Source organism: Luteibacter sp., assembly GCF_051958795.1.
In the GTDB taxonomy this organism is placed as follows: Bacteria; Pseudomonadota; Gammaproteobacteria; order Xanthomonadales; family Rhodanobacteraceae; genus Luteibacter.
Genome location: NZ_JBQCFT010000246.1, coordinates 1 through 19,236, shown reverse-complemented (window position 1 = coordinate 19,236; position 19,236 = coordinate 1). Strand labels below are relative to the sequence as shown.

At 66.4% G+C, this 19,236-nt stretch carries 11 protein-coding genes; 7 read left to right on the top strand and 4 right to left on the bottom strand.

The features are described from left to right. From ACTHLF_RS12440 to ACTHLF_RS12430, 3 genes are all read right to left on the bottom strand, one after another. A partial coding sequence (locus ACTHLF_RS12440; protein WP_440327661.1) for a DUF4880 domain-containing protein occupies positions 1–471 on the bottom strand: 471 nt, incomplete at its 3' end. Next, complete coding sequence (locus ACTHLF_RS12435; RefSeq protein WP_440327660.1) at positions 471–1,016, bottom strand: RNA polymerase sigma factor; 546 nt, start codon at positions 1,014–1,016, stop codon at positions 471–473. The genes ACTHLF_RS12440 and ACTHLF_RS12435, both read right to left, overlap by 1 nt. 69 nt (positions 1,017–1,085) lie before the next feature. Beyond that, complete coding sequence (locus ACTHLF_RS12430) at positions 1,086–2,942, bottom strand: DUF3300 domain-containing protein (RefSeq protein WP_440327659.1); 1,857 nt, start codon at positions 2,940–2,942, stop codon at positions 1,086–1,088. 744 nt (positions 2,943–3,686) lie between these two features. Between ACTHLF_RS12430 and ACTHLF_RS12425 the strand changes: the two genes are divergently transcribed. The 6 genes from ACTHLF_RS12425 (at position 3,687) to ACTHLF_RS12400 (ending at position 18,297) form a co-directional block, all read left to right on the top strand. Then, complete coding sequence (locus ACTHLF_RS12425) at positions 3,687–6,260, top strand: TonB-dependent receptor (protein ID WP_440327662.1); 2,574 nt, start codon at positions 3,687–3,689, stop codon at positions 6,258–6,260. After that, positions 6,260–8,890, top strand: a complete 2,631-nt coding sequence (locus ACTHLF_RS12420; protein ID WP_440327658.1) for a beta-mannosidase — start codon at positions 6,260–6,262, stop codon at positions 8,888–8,890. Before ACTHLF_RS12425 ends, ACTHLF_RS12420 begins: the two co-directional genes overlap by 1 nt. Further along, positions 8,887–10,323, top strand: a complete 1,437-nt coding sequence (locus tag ACTHLF_RS12415) for a glycoside hydrolase family 125 protein (RefSeq protein WP_440327657.1) — start codon at positions 8,887–8,889, stop codon at positions 10,321–10,323. Before ACTHLF_RS12420 ends, ACTHLF_RS12415 begins: the two co-directional genes overlap by 4 nt. A 27-nt stretch (positions 10,324–10,350) precedes the next feature. Next, the gene (locus ACTHLF_RS12410; RefSeq protein ID WP_440327656.1) at positions 10,351–12,786 is read left to right on the top strand and encodes a GH92 family glycosyl hydrolase; all 2,436 of its coding nucleotides are present in this window, start codon (positions 10,351–10,353) and stop codon (positions 12,784–12,786) included. 234 nt (positions 12,787–13,020) lie between these two features. After that, the gene (locus tag ACTHLF_RS12405; protein WP_440327655.1) at positions 13,021–17,778 is read left to right on the top strand and encodes an autotransporter domain-containing protein; all 4,758 of its coding nucleotides are present in this window, start codon (positions 13,021–13,023) and stop codon (positions 17,776–17,778) included. 93 nt (positions 17,779–17,871) lie between these two features. Then, the gene (locus tag ACTHLF_RS12400) at positions 17,872–18,297 is read left to right on the top strand and encodes a hypothetical protein (RefSeq protein ID WP_440327654.1); all 426 of its coding nucleotides are present in this window, start codon (positions 17,872–17,874) and stop codon (positions 18,295–18,297) included. Here ACTHLF_RS12400 and ACTHLF_RS12395 read toward each other — a convergent pair whose 3' ends face one another. Next, on the bottom strand, positions 18,298–18,504 hold the full coding sequence (locus ACTHLF_RS12395; RefSeq protein WP_440327653.1) for a hypothetical protein: 207 nt from the start codon (positions 18,502–18,504) through the stop codon (positions 18,298–18,300). 152 nt (positions 18,505–18,656) lie between these two features. Here ACTHLF_RS12395 and ACTHLF_RS12390 point away from each other — a divergent pair. Further along, a partial coding sequence (locus tag ACTHLF_RS12390; protein WP_440327652.1) for a PAS domain-containing protein occupies positions 18,657–19,236 on the top strand: 580 nt, incomplete at its 3' end.

The following is a 19,236-nucleotide window of genomic DNA, read 5'->3' as shown; positions in this document are numbered from 1 at the left end:
GCCGCCGCCCGCCAGCGCGATGCGCTGGGTTTCGCCAACGGCCGTGCGCGCATCGGCGCGCAGGGCGACGCTGGCGCGCGGGTATTGCCACGCAGCGATCATGACCACCAGGACCGCGCAGGCGGCAAGCAACGCCTTGTGCCGCCGCTTGCCCGGACCGCGTCCGGTCACGTGCGCCGCATGCGGTCGCGCACCGCGCGCGGTCGATAGCGGAGTGGTCACGTCGTTCGCGGACTGCACCCCTCCGGCGAGCAGATCGAGTTCACGCCATGTCATGCGCGCGCGTTCGAGTGCGTCGCGGTGCGACGGATCCGCCGCCAGCCATGCATCCAGCGCGGCGCGCTCGACAGCCGTCAGGTCGCCGGCATCGATCCGGATGACCCAGCCGGCCGCCTGTTGGCGTGCGGCAGTGCTGTAAGTGGTGGATGGCGGCATGGCAGGTGCGGCGAGCCGGTGACGTGGAGCGCGCATTATGCGCCTGCCTCGTCGAGGCGTGCCTGGCAATGCGCCAGCGCTTTGCGCAGGTGCTTCTCCACCATGTTGCGGCTGATGCCCAGGCGGTTGGCGATGTCCTGCGGCTCGAGGTGCTCGAGTTTGCGCAGGCGGAACACCTCGCCACAGCGCGGCGGCAGCTCGGCGACGGCATCGGCCAGGATACGCAGGCGCTGGTGGCCCGCGATGTGGGCCTCGCTGTCCGGCGCGCCATCGGGCACGTCAGGCAACTCGCCGCTCTCGATATGGCGCTCGCGGACCTCGCGCTCACGCAGGCAGTCCAGCGAAAGGTTGCCAGCCACGCGGTAGAGGAAGGCGAGCGGATTCTGGATGACGGTGCGCTCATCCAGCATGGCGACCTTGACGCAGGTCTCCTGGATGATGTCCGCGGCGGTCTCCGGGGAGCGCATGCGCCGCTCGACGAATCGGCGCAGCGGTTCGTAGTGGTGCTGCAGCACGCGCAGCAGCGGGGCAGGGCCCTGCACCGCCGGCACGTCTTCCTGCAAACCCGTACCCACCCCCACGCAGCCCGCCTTCGCCCCCCCATAGATCAGAATAATTATCATTTCAAGGCGAGGCGGGGCGCAAGGGCATCAGTGGTCGTGCTTGTTGTGGTCGTCGTGATGTGGTTGCTGCGGGGCCTGGTGCGGCTGCTCGTGGTGCTCCTGCGGCTGCGGGCGGGGCGCCTCCTGGCGCGGCTGGGGCATCGGTCGCGGCATCTCGCGCGGCGCCTGGAAGTGCTGCTGCGGCTGGGGCTGCGGACGCGGGGCTTCGAAGTGCCGCTCGGGTTGGGGCTGTGGACGCGGGGCCTCGAAGTGACGTTCGGGCTGGGGTTGGGGGCGCGATGCCTCGATGTGCCGGTCGGGTTGCTGCTGCGGCGCCTGGAAGTGCTGTTCCGGCTGCGGGCGTGGCGTTTCCTGATGGGGTTGCGCCTGTGGCGGCTGGAAGCGCTGCGCGTTGTCATGCGACGGCTGTGGCGCGTGCTGGGCGAACTGCGGTTGCGCCTGCGGCTGCGCGCGCGGTGCCTGCGGTTCACCGCGCGGCTGCTGCGGGTTCGCGCCCGGCACCTGCGGCATATGCGGTGTCGGATGCGGCGACTGGCCTTGCGGCGCCTGCTGGATCGAGGCTTGTCGCGCCTGCGGCGGCAGGTGATCGCCACCCCGGTCGTGGTCACCAAAGCGTCCCGGCTGCTGCCCCGGTTGACCCGGCTGCGCCGAAGCCCCCGGGAACGCATGGCCGCCCTGGGCGACATTCGGCGTGTTCGGCCGCGGCGGCGGCAGGTCGGGGTGTGCGTTCGGCGCGGTGGCGTGCATCGCACCAGGGGTGAAGTTCGGGCGCTGCATGTGCGCGTAATCCGGCTGGGCCGGTCGCTGCGGCGGGCCACCCGCACCTTGCGGCCCAAAACCGGGTCGCGGAGCCTGCCCAGGAGGCGGCGGGCCGGGGCGGTTATAGGTGTTGCCGAAGTTATGCCGGTTATCGACGTGCACCGAGCGATCGACGTAGCGGTTGTTCACCACGGTGCGGTTCACGACATACGGATGGTTGTCGTAGACGACCGCCGGGCGGCCGCCATCGCGGTGGCCACCCCACGAGGCGTGCCAGCTATCCCAGCCCCAGGGCCGATCATGGTGTTCGTGGTGGGCGAAGAGCTCGCCGACCACGATGCCGGCGCCGAAGCCGATGACTCCGGCGACCACCGCGTCGTGGTAATCCGGCCCGCGCTCGACGTAGCGCGTCTCGTACACACTCGAATACACCGGCTCGCCGTAGACCACATCCGGATCATAGTCGGGTACGTACACGACGCCCGGATCGGCGGGTTCGATCTCGATGGTCTGCGCGGGCGGCCCGACGATCTCATCCTGCTCCACCACGGTGGTCTGCGATACCGGCTCGCCGCGGTCGACCACCTGCACCTTTTGCTGCGCCGTGCTCTTCAGGTTGCCCTTGGCCTGCGCGCGAGAACGCATGACCTGGATCGCATTCATGACATCGGAGGGTTCGTTCGCATACGCCTGGCCGAGCGCATCGGTCCACTCGCCGTTGTTGGCCATCTGATCGAGCACGGCGGGGAAGGCCACCAGCGACTTCACGCTCGGGTCCCAGGGCTGGCCGTCGGCCGCATCAAGAAGCGCCGCGCCATTGAGGTTGCGATTGGCCTGGACGAACTGGCGGGCATCGTCCACCTGGTCCGGCTGGGTCGAGGCGGCGAGCGTCTGCGCGACGAGGTTGTCGGGGAACAGGGCGATGGGTGCGACCAGCGCATAGAGCTGGTCGGCGGTCGGCCTTTGATAGGGCGCCGCCTGCACATCGGGTGCTGGCGCGCTGGTTGCGGCGGCCGGCGCATCGGCGGCCTGGGCCGGCGGTTCGCGATTGCACGCGGCGAGGGCCGTCACGATCGCGGCCGAGAGCAGGGTCTTCAGGGAAACGTTGAGGAACGCTCGCGACATCGGGGATGCCTTTCCATGGGGTGTGTGGCCGAGCTTTGCGCCCGCTGGCTTACTGCGGCCTGTCTGCAACGGGGGCCGCCAAAACGCGTTTACCTGCGCGTAGGACTTCGTAAAAGCCTGCGGGGATGCGGCGCCGTCGTGGGAGCGCACTCGCGCCCGATGGGCGGTTCGGCAAGGTCAATCGCGCGCAAGCGCGCTCCCACAAATGGGCCAGCGAAGCTCCGTTTTTACGTTGCAGTGCAGCAATGACCCGCGTGACCATCGCCGTGGGAAGGTCATGGGCGGGTGCAAGGAAAAAACTCCCCGCCGAGCGGGGAGTTACTCACTACAGCCGTCACGCTCGACCCCGTGTGGATCGATCCAAATCCACTTGAGAAATTTCCGCACTGCACGAAACTGGCTTTTTCAACTTAATCAATGAAAACAGATATATAGCTAGTAATGGTTCCCTTTAGATCGAGTTAAAAAAACCGTTGACATCGTTGTCAGGGGCCCTAAAAATCCGCCGAGTAATACAGCTGCAACAGCGAACGCGTCGCGATCCGCGGCAGGGCGCAGGGCACTAAACAAAACACCGTAGGCCGAACGACTGACGAACACGGGCGCAAGCCCGTGCGGTGCTGTTCGTCCTGAGAAAGGCTTCCCCACAGCCTGCACACCATCCCCCAGGAGCTTGATGTGAACCACCGTATCAGCGCGCTCTCCCTCGCCATCCTCACCGGCCTGTTCGCAACGGGCACCGTGATGGCGCAGGACGCGGCCACGGCGACCCCGCCGGCCAAGACCACCAAGAAGAATGACCAGGCCGATGCGGCCGCCAACCCGCAGGACGCGGCCAACCTGCAGGGCGTGACCGTCACCGGTATCCGCGCCTCGCTGCAGAAGTCGCTCGACCTGAAGCGCAACTCGGACTCGATCGTCGATGCCATCTCGGCGGAAGACGTAGGCAAGTTCCCGGACACCAACGTCGCTGAATCGCTCTCGCACCTGCCGGGCCTCTCGGTCGACCGCAACTTCGGCGAAGGCGACAAGGTCAGCATCCTGGGCACCGACCCGGCGCTGAACCGCCTGATGCTCAACGGCCAGACCGTCGCCTCGACCAACTGGACCTCGGATCCGAACAACCCGGATAGCCGTTCGTTCAACTACAGCCTGCTGGCTTCGGAAATCATCGGCAACGCCCAGGTCTACAAGACCCCGCAGGCGAGCATCGATGAAGGCTCGATCGGTGGCACGGTCATCGTGAACACCCGCCGCCCGCTCGACCTGCCGGCGAACACGCTGACCGGTAGCGTCAGCTACGGCTACAACGACAACGCCGACAAGGGCAAGCCGAACGCCTCCGTGCTGTACAGCTGGAAGAACAAGGACAACACCTTCGGCGTCATCGGTTCGCTGATGCATTCTGACCGCATCATCGACCGCCAGGGCACCGAGATCTTCGGTTACCAGCGCGTCAACGATCCGACCGATACCAACCCGGATCACCAGTTCAACCCGGCCGTGGTGCCGCCGAACCAGCAGGGCGTGTACCCGACCGCGGTGAACACCGCGTGGTTCCAGCAGCGCCGTACGCGTGATGGCGTCTCCACCGGCCTGCAGTGGAAGCCGAACGAAGCGTTCGAGCTGAACTTCACCGGCCTGTATGTCACCGAGAAGTTCAACAACTTCAACCAGAGCCATTACGGCGAGTGGTCGGGTTCGGCCGCCAACGCCACGGCGCTGGGCTTCAACAACGGCGTCGCGACCAGCGGCAGCTACAACGCGAACACCAGCACCTACCTCGACGGCTACGAGCGCGACTCGACCGTCAACACTGGAGTCGCCCAGCTGCGCGCCGACTGGTTCGGTGATGGCTGGACCGCGTCGTCGCAGATCGGTTACACCGGTTCGACGGGTGGTTCGGATGGCATCTACAACATGCAGTTCCAGGGCTTCGGTGGTTTCAACTACAACCTCGATGGCCAGCACCCGCAGATCAACTACAACGCGGGCGACAACCCCTCGGCCATGCTTGCCCACGGCGCCGGCTACAGCTACGCGCCGAGCTACGACCGCGAGCGTTACTTCCAGGCTGACTTCGCGCACGACGTGCAGTGGGGCCCGCTGAACCAGATCGAAGTCGGCATCAAGGCGACCAACCACCTCGACGGCCAGGACGGTTACCAGGCCAGCCTGCCGACCCAGGACGGCAACGGCCTGTCGCTGGCTAACTTCGCGAACGGCGGTACGCCCAGCGGCTTCCTCAACGGCCTGAACGCCGCCGGCAACATGGGCGACTGGACGACGATTGATCCGGGCCTGATGAAGGCGTACATCCAGAGCCTGAAGAACGGCCACGTCTCGCTCGACCCGAAGGCCACGTACAGCGTCGCCGAGCAGAACCGTGCGTTCTACATCCAGGGTGACTTCGCTGGCGACGATTACCGCGGCAACATCGGCGTGCGCTACTTCCGCACCCGTGACACCGTGGATGGCTACAACTTCGTCGGCAACAACCAGTACGCCGCGGTCGACAAGCGCAGCACGTACCACGACTGGCTGCCGTCGTTCAACATCGCCTACGACGCCACCGACAGCCTGACGCTGCGCTTCGCCGCCGCCAAGACCGTCGCCCGTCCGCGCTACCAGCAGATGACCCCGTACGTGGCGCTGGATGACCGTACCCTCACCGGTTCGCGTGGCAACACCGACCTGGGCCCGTACAAGTCGACCAACTACGACGCCTCCGCCGAGTGGTACTTCTCGGAGAACAGCGTGCTTGCCGCGGAAGCCTTCTTCCGTCGCATCTCGGGCTACATCCTCAACACTAACGTGGCCGAGACGCACTACAACCTGACCAACCAGCGTGATGACCTGTACCAGATGCAGGTGCCGATCAACGCCGGCGTGGCCAAGGTGAAGGGCATCGCGCTGAGCTACCAGCAGAACTTCGGTTACGGCTTCGGCATGCTGGCGAACTACACGTACTCCGACGCCGATACCAGCAACGACTTCCCGCTGCCGTACAACTCGAAGAACTCGTTCAACCTGTCGCCGTTCTACGAGCAGGGCCCGCTGAGCGCCCGCTTGACGTACAGCTGGCGTTCGTCGTACTTCACCTCCATCGCCCAGCTGCAGTCGCAGCAGATCACGGGCATCTTCCGCGAGCTGGATGCGTCGATCGGTTACCAGATCAACGACCACATGCGCGTATCACTGGATGGGACCAACCTGTTGAACGAGACCTACTTCGTCTACAACAACACCCCGGCCGAGCCGCTTAACGCCTACAAGAACGGCCGCACCTACACCGTGACCCTGGGCTTCAAGCTGTGATGCGCCGCGCGTCGCTGGCCCTGGCCCTCCTGCTCGCCGCGGGAGCGGCCAGTGCCGCGACGCCGGTGGAGAAGGATCTCTCCGCCGGCTGGCGGTTCCGCCTCGCCCCTGGCGCGGCGGGCAGCGACGCGCACCCCGATGTGAAGGACTGGCAGCCCGCCACCGTGCCGGGTGCCGTCCAGCTCGACCTGCTCAAGCTGGGACGGGTGCAAGACCCGTTCTGGCGCGACAACGAAGCCAGCCTGCAGTGGATCGGGCTGGCCGACTGGGATTACCACCTCGATTTCGACGTGGACGCCGCGATGCTCTCGCGGGGCCATGTCGAACTGGTTTTCGACGGCCTCGATACCTTCGCGGACGTCAGCCTCAACGGGAAGAAGGTGCTCAGCGCGGACAACATGTTCCGCCAGTGGCGCCTGCCCGCTAAGGGCGCCCTAAAGCAGGGCAAGAACACCCTCGAAGTCCGCTTCGCCTCGCCGGTGGGCAAGCTCCTGCCGTGGCTGATGAAGCAGCCGTACTCGCTGCCCGGCGAGTTTGATTCGGCGTTCGGTGATGAGCCGAAGGGCAAGCAGACCTCCAACTACGTGCGCAAATCCAATTACCAGTACGGCTGGGACTGGGGTCCGCGCTATCTCACCGCCGGCATCTGGCAGCCGGTGCGTCTCGAAGCGTGGGACAACCTGCGCCTCGCCGATTTCCATGTCGCCCAGGACCATGTCGATGCCGACGTCGCGAGCCTGCAGGCGCAGTTCGACGTGCGCGCCGACAAGGCCGGCCCGGCTGACCTGAAGGTCGAGTGGACCGCGCCCGATGGCACGAAGGGCCACGAAACGCGCACGGTCACCCTGGCGAAGGGCGAGAACCATCTCGCCGTGCCGGTGACGATCGCCCACCCGCAGCGCTGGTGGCCGGTCGGGTATGGCGACGCCAACCTCTACCATTTCCACGCCGATGTTGCGGCCAACGGTGCGCCGGTCGCATCGGCCGACAAGGACACCGGCCTGCGCAGCGTCGAGCTGCGCCGCGAGAAAGACCAGTGGGGCAGGGGCTTCGCTTTCGTCGTCAACGGCGTGCCCGTCTTCGCCAAGGGCGCCAACCTGATTCCGTTCGACAGCTTCCCCACCCGTGTCACCACGGCGAAGATGGAAGCGATCCTGCAGTCCGCCCGCGACGCCAACATGAACATGCTGCGCATGTGGGGCGGCGGTACGTACCAGCCGGATGCCTTCTACGCCGCGGCTGACCGCATGGGCATCATGGTCTGGCAGGATTTCATGTACGGCGGCGCGATCACCCCGTACGACAAGGCCTTCAACGAGACCGCCCGCATCGAGGCGATCGAACAGGTTACGCGCCTGCGCGACCATCCCTCGATCGTGCTGTGGGCGGGCAACAACGAAGTGCAGACCGGCTGGGACGACTGGCCGGATCGCCAGGACTTCCGCAAGTTCGTCAACGCCGATGAAGTGAAGAAGATCGACGACGGCATGCGCGAGCTGTTCGGCAAGACGCTGCGCACCGTGGTGAAGGATCTCTCGCCGAACGTGCCGTACTGGGCCAGCTCGCCCAGCACCGACTACGAAGGCCCCGCCAACGTCGAGAACGATGGCGACATGCATTACTGGAAGGTGTGGTCCGGCTCCGAGCCGATCGACCACTACCTGGACATCACCCCGCGCGTCCAGTCGGAATACGGCCTGCAGTCGTTCCCGGTGATGGCCACGATCAAGGCCTTTGCCGAGCCCGGCGATATGCAGCCGGAATCGAAGGTCATGCGTGCGCACCAGACGTTCGCCAACGGCGACGGTAACCAGCGCCTGCTCCTGTATATCCGCGCCGGTTACGGCGAGCCGAAGGATTTCCCCTCGTTCGTCTACCTGAGCCAGGTGATGCAGGCCGAAGGCATCGAGCTGGCGGCCGAACACCTGCGCAGCTCGCGCCCGCGCAGCATGGGTACGCTCTACTGGCAGCTCAACGATGTGTGGCCGGGCGCGTCCTGGGCCAGCGTCGATTACTTCAACCGCTGGAAGGCCCTGCAGTTCCACGCGAAGCGCTTCTATGCGCCGGTGGACGTGGTTCCGATCCGTCGCGATGGCCACACCGAGGTCTTCGCGGTGTCCGATCGCGTGAAGGATTTCGATGCCACGCTGCGCACCCGTGTGTATGCGATGGACGGCAAGCTGCTGCGTGAAACCAGCCAGCCGGTGAAGGCGGGCGCGCTGACCAGCACCTCCGTGCTCAAGGCCGACGACGCCGCCCTGCTGAAGGGTGCGGACCCGAAGAAGACGGTGGTCGCCTTCGACCTGCTGGAAGGTGGCAACGTCGTCGCCCATCACCCGCTGTACTTCGGGCTGGCCAAGGATCTTTCCCTGCCGGCCAGGCCCGAGCTGACCACCAGCGTTCGCGAGACTGCCGATGGCGCGGTGATCACCGTGACCGCGAAGCGCCTTGCCCGTGCGGTGTGGATCGACACCGGCGACCTCGATGTGCGCCTCGCCGATAACGCGTTTGATCTGATGCCGGGCGAGAGCCGCGACGTGGTCGTGGCTGGTAAGGTGGATGTCGCTACGCTCCGTCATGCTGTGACGGCCATGTCGCTCGTCGACGCCCTGAAGGAGACCCACCCGTGAACCCGAGCCGCCGCAACCTTATCAAGTGGCTGTCCCTGGCACCTGGCATCGCGCTGGCCGGAGGCGTTAGCAGCGCCGCGTTCGCGGCCAAACGCTTCGAGAGCAAGCGCCCACCCGTGGGCAAGCGCAAGTTCACCAGCGAGGCGGTGGAAAAGCTGATCGTTTCGACGAAGAAGAAGATCGCCGATCCGGAGCTGGCGTGGCTGTTCGAGAACTGCTTCCCGAACACGCTGGATACGACGGTGGAAGTCGGCAAGCTCGATGGCTACGAAGATACCTTCGTACTGACGGGTGACATCGACGCCATGTGGCTGCGCGATTCGTCGGCCCAGGTGTGGCCGTACCTGCCGCTGGTGGCGAAGGACGAGGCCCTGCGCAAGCTGTTCCGCGGCCTGATCCGTCGCCAGACCCGCTGCATCACGATCGACCCGTACGCCAACGCCTTCATGCCCGACCCGAAGGCCAAGAGCAACATGGACTGGTCGCAGCAGGACCAGACCGACATGAAGCCCGGCGTGGCCGAGCGCAAGTGGGAAATCGATTCCCTGTGCTACCCGGTGCGCCTGGCACACGGCTACTGGCAGGCCACGGGCGACCGCGAGCCGTTCGACGACAGCTGGCGCGCGGCGACGAAGCTGATCGTGAAGACCTTCCGCGAGCAGCAGCGCAAGGAGAACCTGGGCCCGTACCACTTCCAGCGCCCGGCGCTGAACCCGACCGATAGCCAGATCCTCCACGGCTTCGGCCCGCCGGCGAAGCCGGTCGGCATGATCGTGCAGGAGTTCCGCCCGTCGGACGACGCGACCACGCTGCCGTTCAACATCCCCGGCAACCTGTTCGCCGTGGTCACGCTGCGCCGCCTCGCACAGATGCATGCCACCTTCTACGGTGACCAGGGCTTCGCCGCCGAGTGCAACGCATTCGCGGACGAGGTGGCTGCCGCGGTCGAGCAGTACGGCGTGATCCGCAACGGCCAGGACGAGTACTGGGCGTACGAAGTCGATGGTTACGGCAACCAGTTGTTCATGGACGATGCGAACGTCCCCAGCCTGCTCGCGCTGCCGTACCTCGAGACCGTCGGTTACGACAAGCGTTACGCCCGCACGCGCGAACTGGTGTGGAGCGACAAGAATCCGTACTTCTTCAAGGGCACGGCGGGCGAGGGCATCGGTGGCCCGCATGAAGGCCTGCGCTACATCTGGCCCATGTCGATCATGATGAAGGCGTTCACCACCACGGACGTCGCGGAGCAGCGCGCCTGCCTCCACATGTTGAAGACGACCCACGGTGGCACGGGCTTCATGCATGAAGCATTCGACCAGGACGATCCGAAGAACTTCACCCGTTCGTGGTTCGCCTGGGCCAACACCTTGTTCGGCGAGCTGGTCGTGCACCTCGCAGACAAAAATCCTGATTCACTGCGTCGGGTCTAAGAACCCCTTCGCCAGCCGGAGTTTTCCATGGTTACACGTCGACGTTTCCTGCAGGGCATGGCCGCCGCAACGGCAGTTGGCCAGCTCGGCACCCTCTCCGCGATGGCCGCGGGCGTCAAGCACGGTCTTGAAGCGCCAGCCACGGGTGGCGGCACCACCCTGGATGGCGTCCTGCGCTACGTCGACGTTTTTGTCGGTACCGGCGGCCACGGTCACACCTACCCGGGTGCGACGCGGCCGTTCGGCATGGTCCAGCTCAGCCCTGATACGTACAACGCCCAGTGGGACGGCTCGTCCGGCTACCACCAGGGCGATGGCTCGATCATGGGCTTCTCGCACACGCACCTTTCGGGCACCGGCGCCGCCGACATGCTCGATTTCCTGGTCATGCCCAGCATGGGCCCCGTGCTGCTGCAGCCGGGCGACCGCGATTTCGATGGCGTGAACTACGTGTCGCGTTTCGATGCGCAGAAGATCAGCCCGGACAAGGCGCCGAAGGGCTACAAGACCGGGATCAAGGGCTATCGGTCGCACTACACGGGCGAGCAGGCGCACCCGGGCTACTACACCGCGCGGCTGACCGAGCACGATATCCTGGCCGAGCTCACCGCGACCCTGCGCGCCGGCATGCACCGCTACACCTTCAACAAGGCCGGCGATGCGCACGTGCTGCTCGACCTGGCGCACGGCTACTCCGATAGCCCGAAGGAAAACTGCCGCGTCACCGACGCCGAGATCCGCATCGTCGGCAACGACACCATCGTCGGTGGCCGCCGCGTGTGGCAATGGGCCTCGGGCCGCGTCATCTACTTCGCCATGAAGCTCTCGCGCCCGGCGTCGTCGATCACGCTGTACGCCGATGACAAGGCCCTGCCGAAGGGCACGGCCGATGCCAAGGGCAACAACCTCAAGGCGGCGCTGTACCTGGACAAGGCCAATAGCGAACCGCTGCTGGTGAAGGTCGGCATCTCCGGCGTCGACATCGATGGCGCCATGCGCAACCTCGATGGCGAAATGCCCGCATGGGATTTCGACGGTATCCGCGCTGCCGCCGAGGCCGAGTGGAACACCGAGCTGTCGAAGATCCAGATCGACAGCAGCTCCGACAAGATCAAGCGCACGTTCTACAGCTCGCTGTACCACACGATGCTCGCCCCGACGGTCTTCAGCGATATCGATGGCCGTTACCGTGGCATGGACAAGGCGGTGCACAACCTCCCCGAAGGCCGCCACAACTACAGCACGTACTCGCTGTGGGATACGTACCGTGCGGCGCACCCGCTGTACACGCTGTACCAGCCGGATCGCGTGCCCGACCTCGTCGACGGCATCGTCCGCCTGGCCGTCGAAAGCCCGAGTGGTGCGCCGGTGTGGCCGCTGCAGGGTATCGAGACGGTCTGCATGATCGGCTATCACTCCGCTGTCGTCGTCGCCGAGGCCCAGGCCAAGGGCTTCACGGGCATCGATTACCAGAAGGGCTGGCCGGTGTTCCGTCGTCGCGCCATGCAGGATGACTATTTCGGCCTGCCGTACTACCGCGCCAAGGGTTACATCCCCAGCGACAAGGAAGGCGAGGCGGTCAGCAAGACCCTCGAATACGCCTACGATGACTGGGCGATGGCGAGCATGGCCGAGCACCTTGGCCATGCCGACGAGGCGAAGGCCTTGCGCGCGCGTTCGCAGAACTACCGCAACGTGTTCGACAAGGACATGCAGTTCATGCGCCCGAAGGGCGATGACGGCCAGTGGCTGCAGCCGTTCGATCCGATCCAGATCGGCCATTCGAACAAGTGGCGTGACTTCACCGAGTCCAACGCCTGGCAGGCCACGTTCCTGAACCAGCACGACCTGTACAACTACATGGACCTGTTCGGCGGCCGCGATGGCTTCGAGAAGAAGCTTGATGCGTTCTTCAACGCCGACCCGAAGCTGCCGAACAATGCCCCGCCGGATATCGCCGGCATGGTCGGCCAGTGCGCGTTCGGCAACGAGCCGTGCCACCACATGCCGTACCTGTACGCGTACACCGGCTCGCATCACAAGACGGCCGAGAAGGTCCGCCTGATGCTCGACACGATGTACCTGCCGGAGCCGGATGGCCTGCCGGGCAACGAAGACTGCGGCCAGATGAGCGCGTGGTACATCATGAGCGCCATGGGCCTGTACGCCGTGGATCCGATCAGCACGAACTACGTGTTCGGCAGCCCGATCCTCGACCGTGCCCAGGTGCAGGTCGGTGGCGGCAAGGTGCTGACCATCGAGACCACGGGCAACGGTGACGGCAAGCCGTACATCCAGTCGGTGACCTGGAACGGCCAGCCGTGGACGAAGAGCTGGATCAGCCACAAGGACCTCGTCTCGGGCGGCACCCTGGTGTTCACCATGGGCGCCCAGCCGAACGAAGCCTTCGGCAAGGCCCCGGAAGACCGCCCGCCGAGCTACGGCGCACCCGCCAAAGCCTAGCCACCCCTGTGGGAGGGGGGGGGGGGGGGGGGGGGGGGGGGGGGGCGGCCCCCGCGCCCCCCCCGCCCCCCCCCCCCCCCCCCCCCCCCCCCCCCCCCCCCCCCCCACGAGTCCCCCAGCCATGATGCAGCGCACATGGCAAGAACTTGCGGCGTTCCTGTATTGTCCTTCCTGATCCGTCAGGGAGGGCGAGGATAGCCCCCGCCCCAGGGAGACGGGCAGGGGACAATCCGGATGACTCGTACGTACGCGCGCACCTGCGTGCGCCAGGCGCTTGCTGCCGCCATCGCGATGGCCATTGCACTCCCTGGTACTTCTCTCGCCGCCGTCGCGTTACCCACCGGGCCCAACGCCACGATCGGCAACCCCACCTTCCAGGTGGTAGGCGATACCCTGACGATGCAACAGACCGACGCCGCGGCCGAGGTGGACTGGACCTCCTTCGCTATTGGCCCAGGCGGCACCGTCGTATTCCAGCTGCCGGGTGGTGCCACGAGCATCCACCACGACCGAAGCGGCCAGGCGTCGCAGCTCCAGGGGAGCTGGCAGGGCAGCGGCGATGTCACGCTGGAGAACGCGCAAGGGATCCTGCTTGGCGGCACCTACTCGGCCCCGGCGGGGACACTGCGCCTGCTCGGCGGCAGCGCCCTGGGCGTGAGCGGCCAGGTCGATCTCCACGGGATCGCTGCCGCGCACGCCGGCGATGCGTGGTTCAAGGCGGATTACCTGGAAATCGATGGCGCCATCGACGTTGGTGCGGACGATCCCGCCCAACGCGGCACGCTGCATATTGAATCGACCCGCGGCCTCACCGTGGTTAACGCCATCACGCCTGCGCTCGGCGGCGGCACGGCGCCCACGACAGGCTTCTCACAGGTGAAGACCGCCTCCCTGGCGAATGCGGGCGGCGATATCGAGCTCCGGGCGCAGCAGGTCAACCTCAACGACAATCTCGTCGCGCCCGGTGCGATCACCCTGGCGGGCCAGTACGTCAACCTTGGCTATCGGAAGTCCCTTTCGGCGCAGGGCGACATCACGGTGTCCGCCACGCAGTCGATCACCACGGGTGGCACGATCACGACGCCCGGGCGCCTGGTCATTGATGCCGTCGGCTCGTTGATGTCGGGCGACATCCATGCGGCGGCGATCCAGATCAACGATGGTGCGTCGATCCACCAGGATGACCATGACGGCGCGGGCGGCTGGTACACCGCGCTCCTTACCGGATCGGCAAATTACGGTGCCACGCTGCTTAACAAGGCCAACCAGATCGGCGTGGTCGACGGTTTTCGCGCGAACGAAACGTTCCAGCTCAGCAATGCCGCGGATATCGTGCTGCGAAACGTTCAGGTTGGACAGGGGACTGTTCTGGATGCGCAGGGCCACGACATCGATGCCAGCGATGCCCGCAACGCGTTCAGCTCGCTATGGCTCTCCGGACACGATATCAAGGCGACTTCCACCAAGGCCGTCACGGTCGACCGCCTGGCAGCCACGGGTGACGCGACACTCGTCTCTGGTGGGAGCCTCGGCCTGGGTTACGACGTCAACGTCGCGGGTGATCTCGTCGTACGTAGCAACGGCACGATCACGACGAACTCGTCGACCCTGACACCCCTGCGGGTGGGTGGCGCCGTGGATCTCGATGCGGGCAGCGGGGCGGTGTACTTCGGTGCGGACGGAGCGAACGTCGGCCGCGTCACGGCACGCGGCGGCACGGTGGCCCTTTCCGGAGCGGGACTGCACGTCGGCGACGTGACGGCATCGACGAAGGCACTACTCGGCAGTGGCTACTCACAGGCCCCCGTACGGATGGAAGGTGTCGTCGACGCCCCGATGCTCCAGGTGGGCAACGTGACGCTGACGGACACCGGCAGCTGGACCGGTGACCTTTCGCTGGATGGCAAATTCGTCATCGAGCGATCCAGCGGCTTCCAGTACGACCGGCCGATCAGCGGGCTCAGCACGGCGGCAAACCTCGTGCTGGCCACGCCGATCAGCGTGGTGCTCAACGGCGACATCAACTTTATATCCGACATCGACGTTAACGCGGGCACGCTCATGCTGGGCGATAGCGCGCACCGGCAGATGGTGGCGCGCGACAGCATCGCGACCGTGGGTAGCGGCGCGACCCTGGCTGGCAACGCGACCCTCACATTCGCGCAGGTGAATGCCGGTGGCCATCTTTCTCCCGGCGACGGCATCGGCAAGATGTCGCTCGAGATCCTCAAGATGGCGGATGGGAGCCACATCGACTTCGACATGGGCGCGCCCGGCCCCAATCTCGCCACGTATGGCGACAGTGACAGCGTGTCCGTGCGCGGGCTGGCGCAGTTCGATGGCGACGTTTCGCTTGATGTTCGCGCAGCGGGCGCGTTGACCCCTGGCTTCTACCACGTGCTCGACTACGGCACGCTGATTGAAACGGGGCGTGGCCTGCAGCTTGGATCGGGCGTTGACACCCGTTACCTGACGTTGATTCGCGACGCATCGAACAAGCGGATCGACTTGCTCAACACCGCGGGTGTCGCGTTGTCGTTGTGGAATGCCAACGGCAGGGCGGACGGCGTGAACCGGGGCGGTGGAAGCGGCGTGTGGTCGGCGACGAGCGCGAACTGGGCGAACGCCGACGGCTCGTTGACCGGCCCGATGACGCCGCGGCCGGGTTTCGCCGTGTTTGCCGGTGCAGCGGGCCAGGTGCACGCGGACGCCAGCCAGGGGGCGCTGTCCGTGCTCGGCATGCAGTTCGCGAGCGACGGTTACCGCCTGGATGGTGCACCCATCGAACTTGCGAAGGGCGCATCGTCGCCGGTCATCCGCGTGGGCGACGGGCAGGGCTCCGAAGGTATGACCGCCACGATCGCCAACACGCTTACCGGCACGGGCGGCCTCGTGAAGACCGACCCCGGCACCCTGGTGCTCACGGGCAAGAACACCTGGACCGGAGGCACGACGATCTCTGGCGGCACCCTTGCGGTCGCAGCGGATGATGCCCTTGGTCGTGGCGATATCACCTTCACCAGCGGCGCCTTCCGCGTCCTCGGCACCGACTACCAGCGCACCGGACACCGGTTCGGTATCGAGCGAAGCGGTTGGGGGGCTATCGACGTCGCCGATGCCGGCAACACCTTTACCGTGTCCCGTGCGATCTATGGCCAGGGCACCTTCGTGAAACTCGGCGCGGGCACCCTCGTGACCACCGGGTACAGCACGTACAGCGGCGTCATCGACGTGCAGGAGGGAACACTGCGCGGCGACGCCGATGCGCTGCGCGTGCCGAAGATCAACGTGCACGGGACGCTGGTGTATGACCAGGCGTGGGATGGCGCGAATGCCTCGGAACTGACGGGCGACGGGCTGATCGTAAAGCAGGGCGCGGGTACCCTGGTGATGGGCGGCTATCCCCAGGCCTTCACTGGTACAACGCGCGTCGACGCAGGTGCCCTGGTGCTGGGCATCGAAGTCAGTAACGCGGCTGAGCTGGGCGGCAACGTCAGCGTTGCCCACGGCGCCGTCCTCGGCGGTTACGGCGCGGTCCGTGGCAACGTCGTCACGCACGGCACCGTGGTGCCGGGATACGAAGCGTCAGTCACCACGCCGCGCATGCTGCGCGTGGGCGGGAACGTGGACTTTGCCAGCGACAGCACCCTGATGATCACAGGCAGTCCGGGTGACGTCGGTACGCTTGCCGTCAACGGCCATGTCACGGTGGAGCAGGGCGCGCGTCTCGTGATCGATGCGTCGCTCGGGCAATGGGTCGCCGACCAGAAGTACAACGTCGTGACTGCCGCCGGCGGCATCACCGGCACCTTCGGCCCGATCAACAGCAACTTCGCCTTCCTCAACACCCTCATCGCGTACAGCGAGAGCGGCAACATCAGCCTGATCCTGCAGCGCAACGCCGCTGCGCTCGAAGATGCGGCGGTGACACCGAACCAACGCGCGGTCGCCGTGGCCGCTGGCGCGCTGGGCACGGGCCACGGGGTGTACGATCGCCTCATCGCGCTCGATGCTCCGTCCGCGCGTGCGGCGTTCACCTCGCTCGCCGGCACCTTGCACGCCAGCACCCAGGGCGCTGTCCTCGATAGCCAGCGCCAGGTCCGCGATGCGGTCACCCGCCACCTCGGTGACGCCGACCTCCCGGGTGGCCAGCGCGCCGACGACGGTCGCGTGTCGACCTGGTTCAGCGTGATCGGGCGTGATGCCGACTACGACGGCAACGCCGATGCCGCTAAGGTGGATAGCAGTGACAGCGGTGTGTTGCTGGGCGCCGACCTGGCCGTGGGCGAAGGTGGCCGCATCGGTGCGTTGCTTGGCCACGTTAAGCAGAACATCCATGAGCGTGCGTCGGGTGGCAGCGCGGACGTGAAAGGCAACCAGTTCGGCCTTTACGGTGATATCGCCTCGAAGGCGCTGCATCTCTCGGGCGGCGTAATCCGCGCGCACCACTCGATCGACACGCGGCGTGACGTCACGATCGGCGCGGACACGGCGCGTGCCTATGCGAGCCGCGATGCGGATACGACGCAGGGCTTCGCCGAACTGGGCTGCGGCCTGGGCCGGGCAGGCGCGTGGAGAATGGAGCCCTTCATCCAGGCGGCCGTGGTCCGCTGGAGCGGGGATAGCGCCACGGAACGCGGCGGCACGGGCGCACTGGTCGTGGAAGACAACAACGCCCACGTCACCACCGGCCGTGCCGGCGTGCACATCGGCACGGCGCTGGACCGCGAAGCGCGCTTCGGCTTGCAGGCCACCCTCGCGTGGCAGCGCGCGTGGGGGGATGTCGCTCCGCAGGCCCGGCTGCGCTTCGCCGAGGGTGGCGCCGGCTTTACGAGCACCGGCGCGCCGCTGGCCCGGAACGCGGGCATCCTGGACGCGGGTCTCGTCGTGCGGCTGACGCCCGCCCTGCGCCTGGACGCCAGCTACACCGGCCAGTTCGCAGGCAAGGCGTCCGACCATGGCGGCCGGCTCTCGCTCAACATGACCTTCTGAAAACGCTTACCCGCCGGTTGTTCACGGCGGGTAGACCCACATCCCGACAACCTTTCCGTTGCCGGGTGCGCCGGCCAGGGGAGGGAAGCAGCCATGTCTTACGTCGGACGCATGTATCTGCGCATGTTCATGCCGGGCCTGATGGCGCTGGGCACGGGCGCCGCGGTGGCCGCCGCCGCGCGGGCTGTCCAGGAATTCCCGGGTGAGCTGGGCAATCTTTCGCTGTATTCGCACCTGCCGCGCTGGGCATTGGCGGCGGGTCTGTTTATCGGCGTCGCGTTGACGACCGTCCAGATCCTGCGTGTGCGGCTATGGGAGCGCGGCGCGCTCGCATCCTGCTATGTCTGCGGGTGCCTGCTGGCGCCGGCGCGTACCTGCCGGGGTGGCCTTGGCCGGGTGCGGCCTTGCCTTGGCTGCGGCAAGGTGCATGGGGTGAACCATGTCATGGCCGCGCGCGTCGTGCCGCTGCAGGTGGCGGTCGGTGAAAGCACCGGGCCGCGGGTGCGCGGCGCCCGCTGATCAGCGGACGTTCGTGACGGTAAGGCGGTGGCCGACGCGCTCGAGCAGGGCGCGCAGGGCTTCCGCGTCTTCCACACTGGCGGAATCTTCCAGCGACAGCCACAGTGTGTCGCCCGACAGGCCCAGCACCTTTTCGTTGAACGTGATCTCGACGGCGGCCTTGCCGTTCGGCTGGACGACGGATACTTCGAAATTGCGTGCCTGCACGGCGTGGATCCCCTGACTACCGGATGGTTGCGTGCGGCAAGTTTAGCCGGGGCGTGACGAAAAAGGCGTGACGCAGGTTTCGCCCGGACTAAAGCCCAGCCGTGGCCTGGCCGATAAACCTGTTCGAATCAGATGAAAGGCAGGGCGCGTCGATGGGCATGGGTTTCTGGGGTGGGCGTGATGCCCGCCGGGCGCGATCGACCCTGGACGCACTGGGCCGCGGCTTTGCGATGGCCGAGCTGGCGGCCGACGGCACGGTACGCAGCGCCAACAAGGCATTCCTCTCCCTCCTGGGCGCCACGGGCGACCAGATCGTCGGCCAGTCGTTCCAGGCGGTGTTCGCCGTGGACGATGCCGAGCACCTGTGGCGCGCGCTGGCCCGTGGCGAGGAAGTCGCCGATACCGTCCGCGTGAAGGGCCCGGGCAGGGAAGGCTGGCTGCGGGGTGTCTACGTCCCGCGCATGGGCCGCGGCAACCGGCTGGAGTCCGTTTCGCTGTACGGCGCGGACATCACGGCCGAACGTGCGCGGACGGCTGACCTTGGCCAGCGCCAGCAGCAGGCCGACGAAACCCAGGGCATCGTCGAGTTTTCGCTGGACGGGATGATCCTGACCGCCAACCCGGCCTTCCTGAAAACCGTGGGCTACCGCCTCGACGAGATCCAGGGCAAACACCACAGCGTGTTCGTGGATGAGCGTGAAAGCCGCTCGGACGCTTACATCGGCTTCTGGC

Bases quoted from the DNA above. Each gene is read 5' to 3' on its own strand.
- ACTHLF_RS12430 (WP_440327659.1), bottom strand. From the start codon at position 2,942: ATGTCGCGAGCGTTCCTCAACGTTTCCCTGAAGACCCTGCTCTCGGCC.
- ACTHLF_RS12425 (WP_440327662.1), top strand. From the start codon at position 3,687: ATGGCGCAGGACGCGGCCACGGCGACCCCGCCGGCCAAGACCACCAAG.
- ACTHLF_RS12420 (WP_440327658.1), top strand. From the start codon at position 6,260: ATGCGCCGCGCGTCGCTGGCCCTGGCCCTCCTGCTCGCCGCGGGAGCG.
- ACTHLF_RS12410 (WP_440327656.1), top strand. From the start codon at position 10,351: ATGGTTACACGTCGACGTTTCCTGCAGGGCATGGCCGCCGCAACGGCA.
- ACTHLF_RS12405 (WP_440327655.1), top strand. From the start codon at position 13,021: ATGACTCGTACGTACGCGCGCACCTGCGTGCGCCAGGCGCTTGCTGCC.
- ACTHLF_RS12400 (WP_440327654.1), top strand. From the start codon at position 17,872: ATGTCTTACGTCGGACGCATGTATCTGCGCATGTTCATGCCGGGCCTG.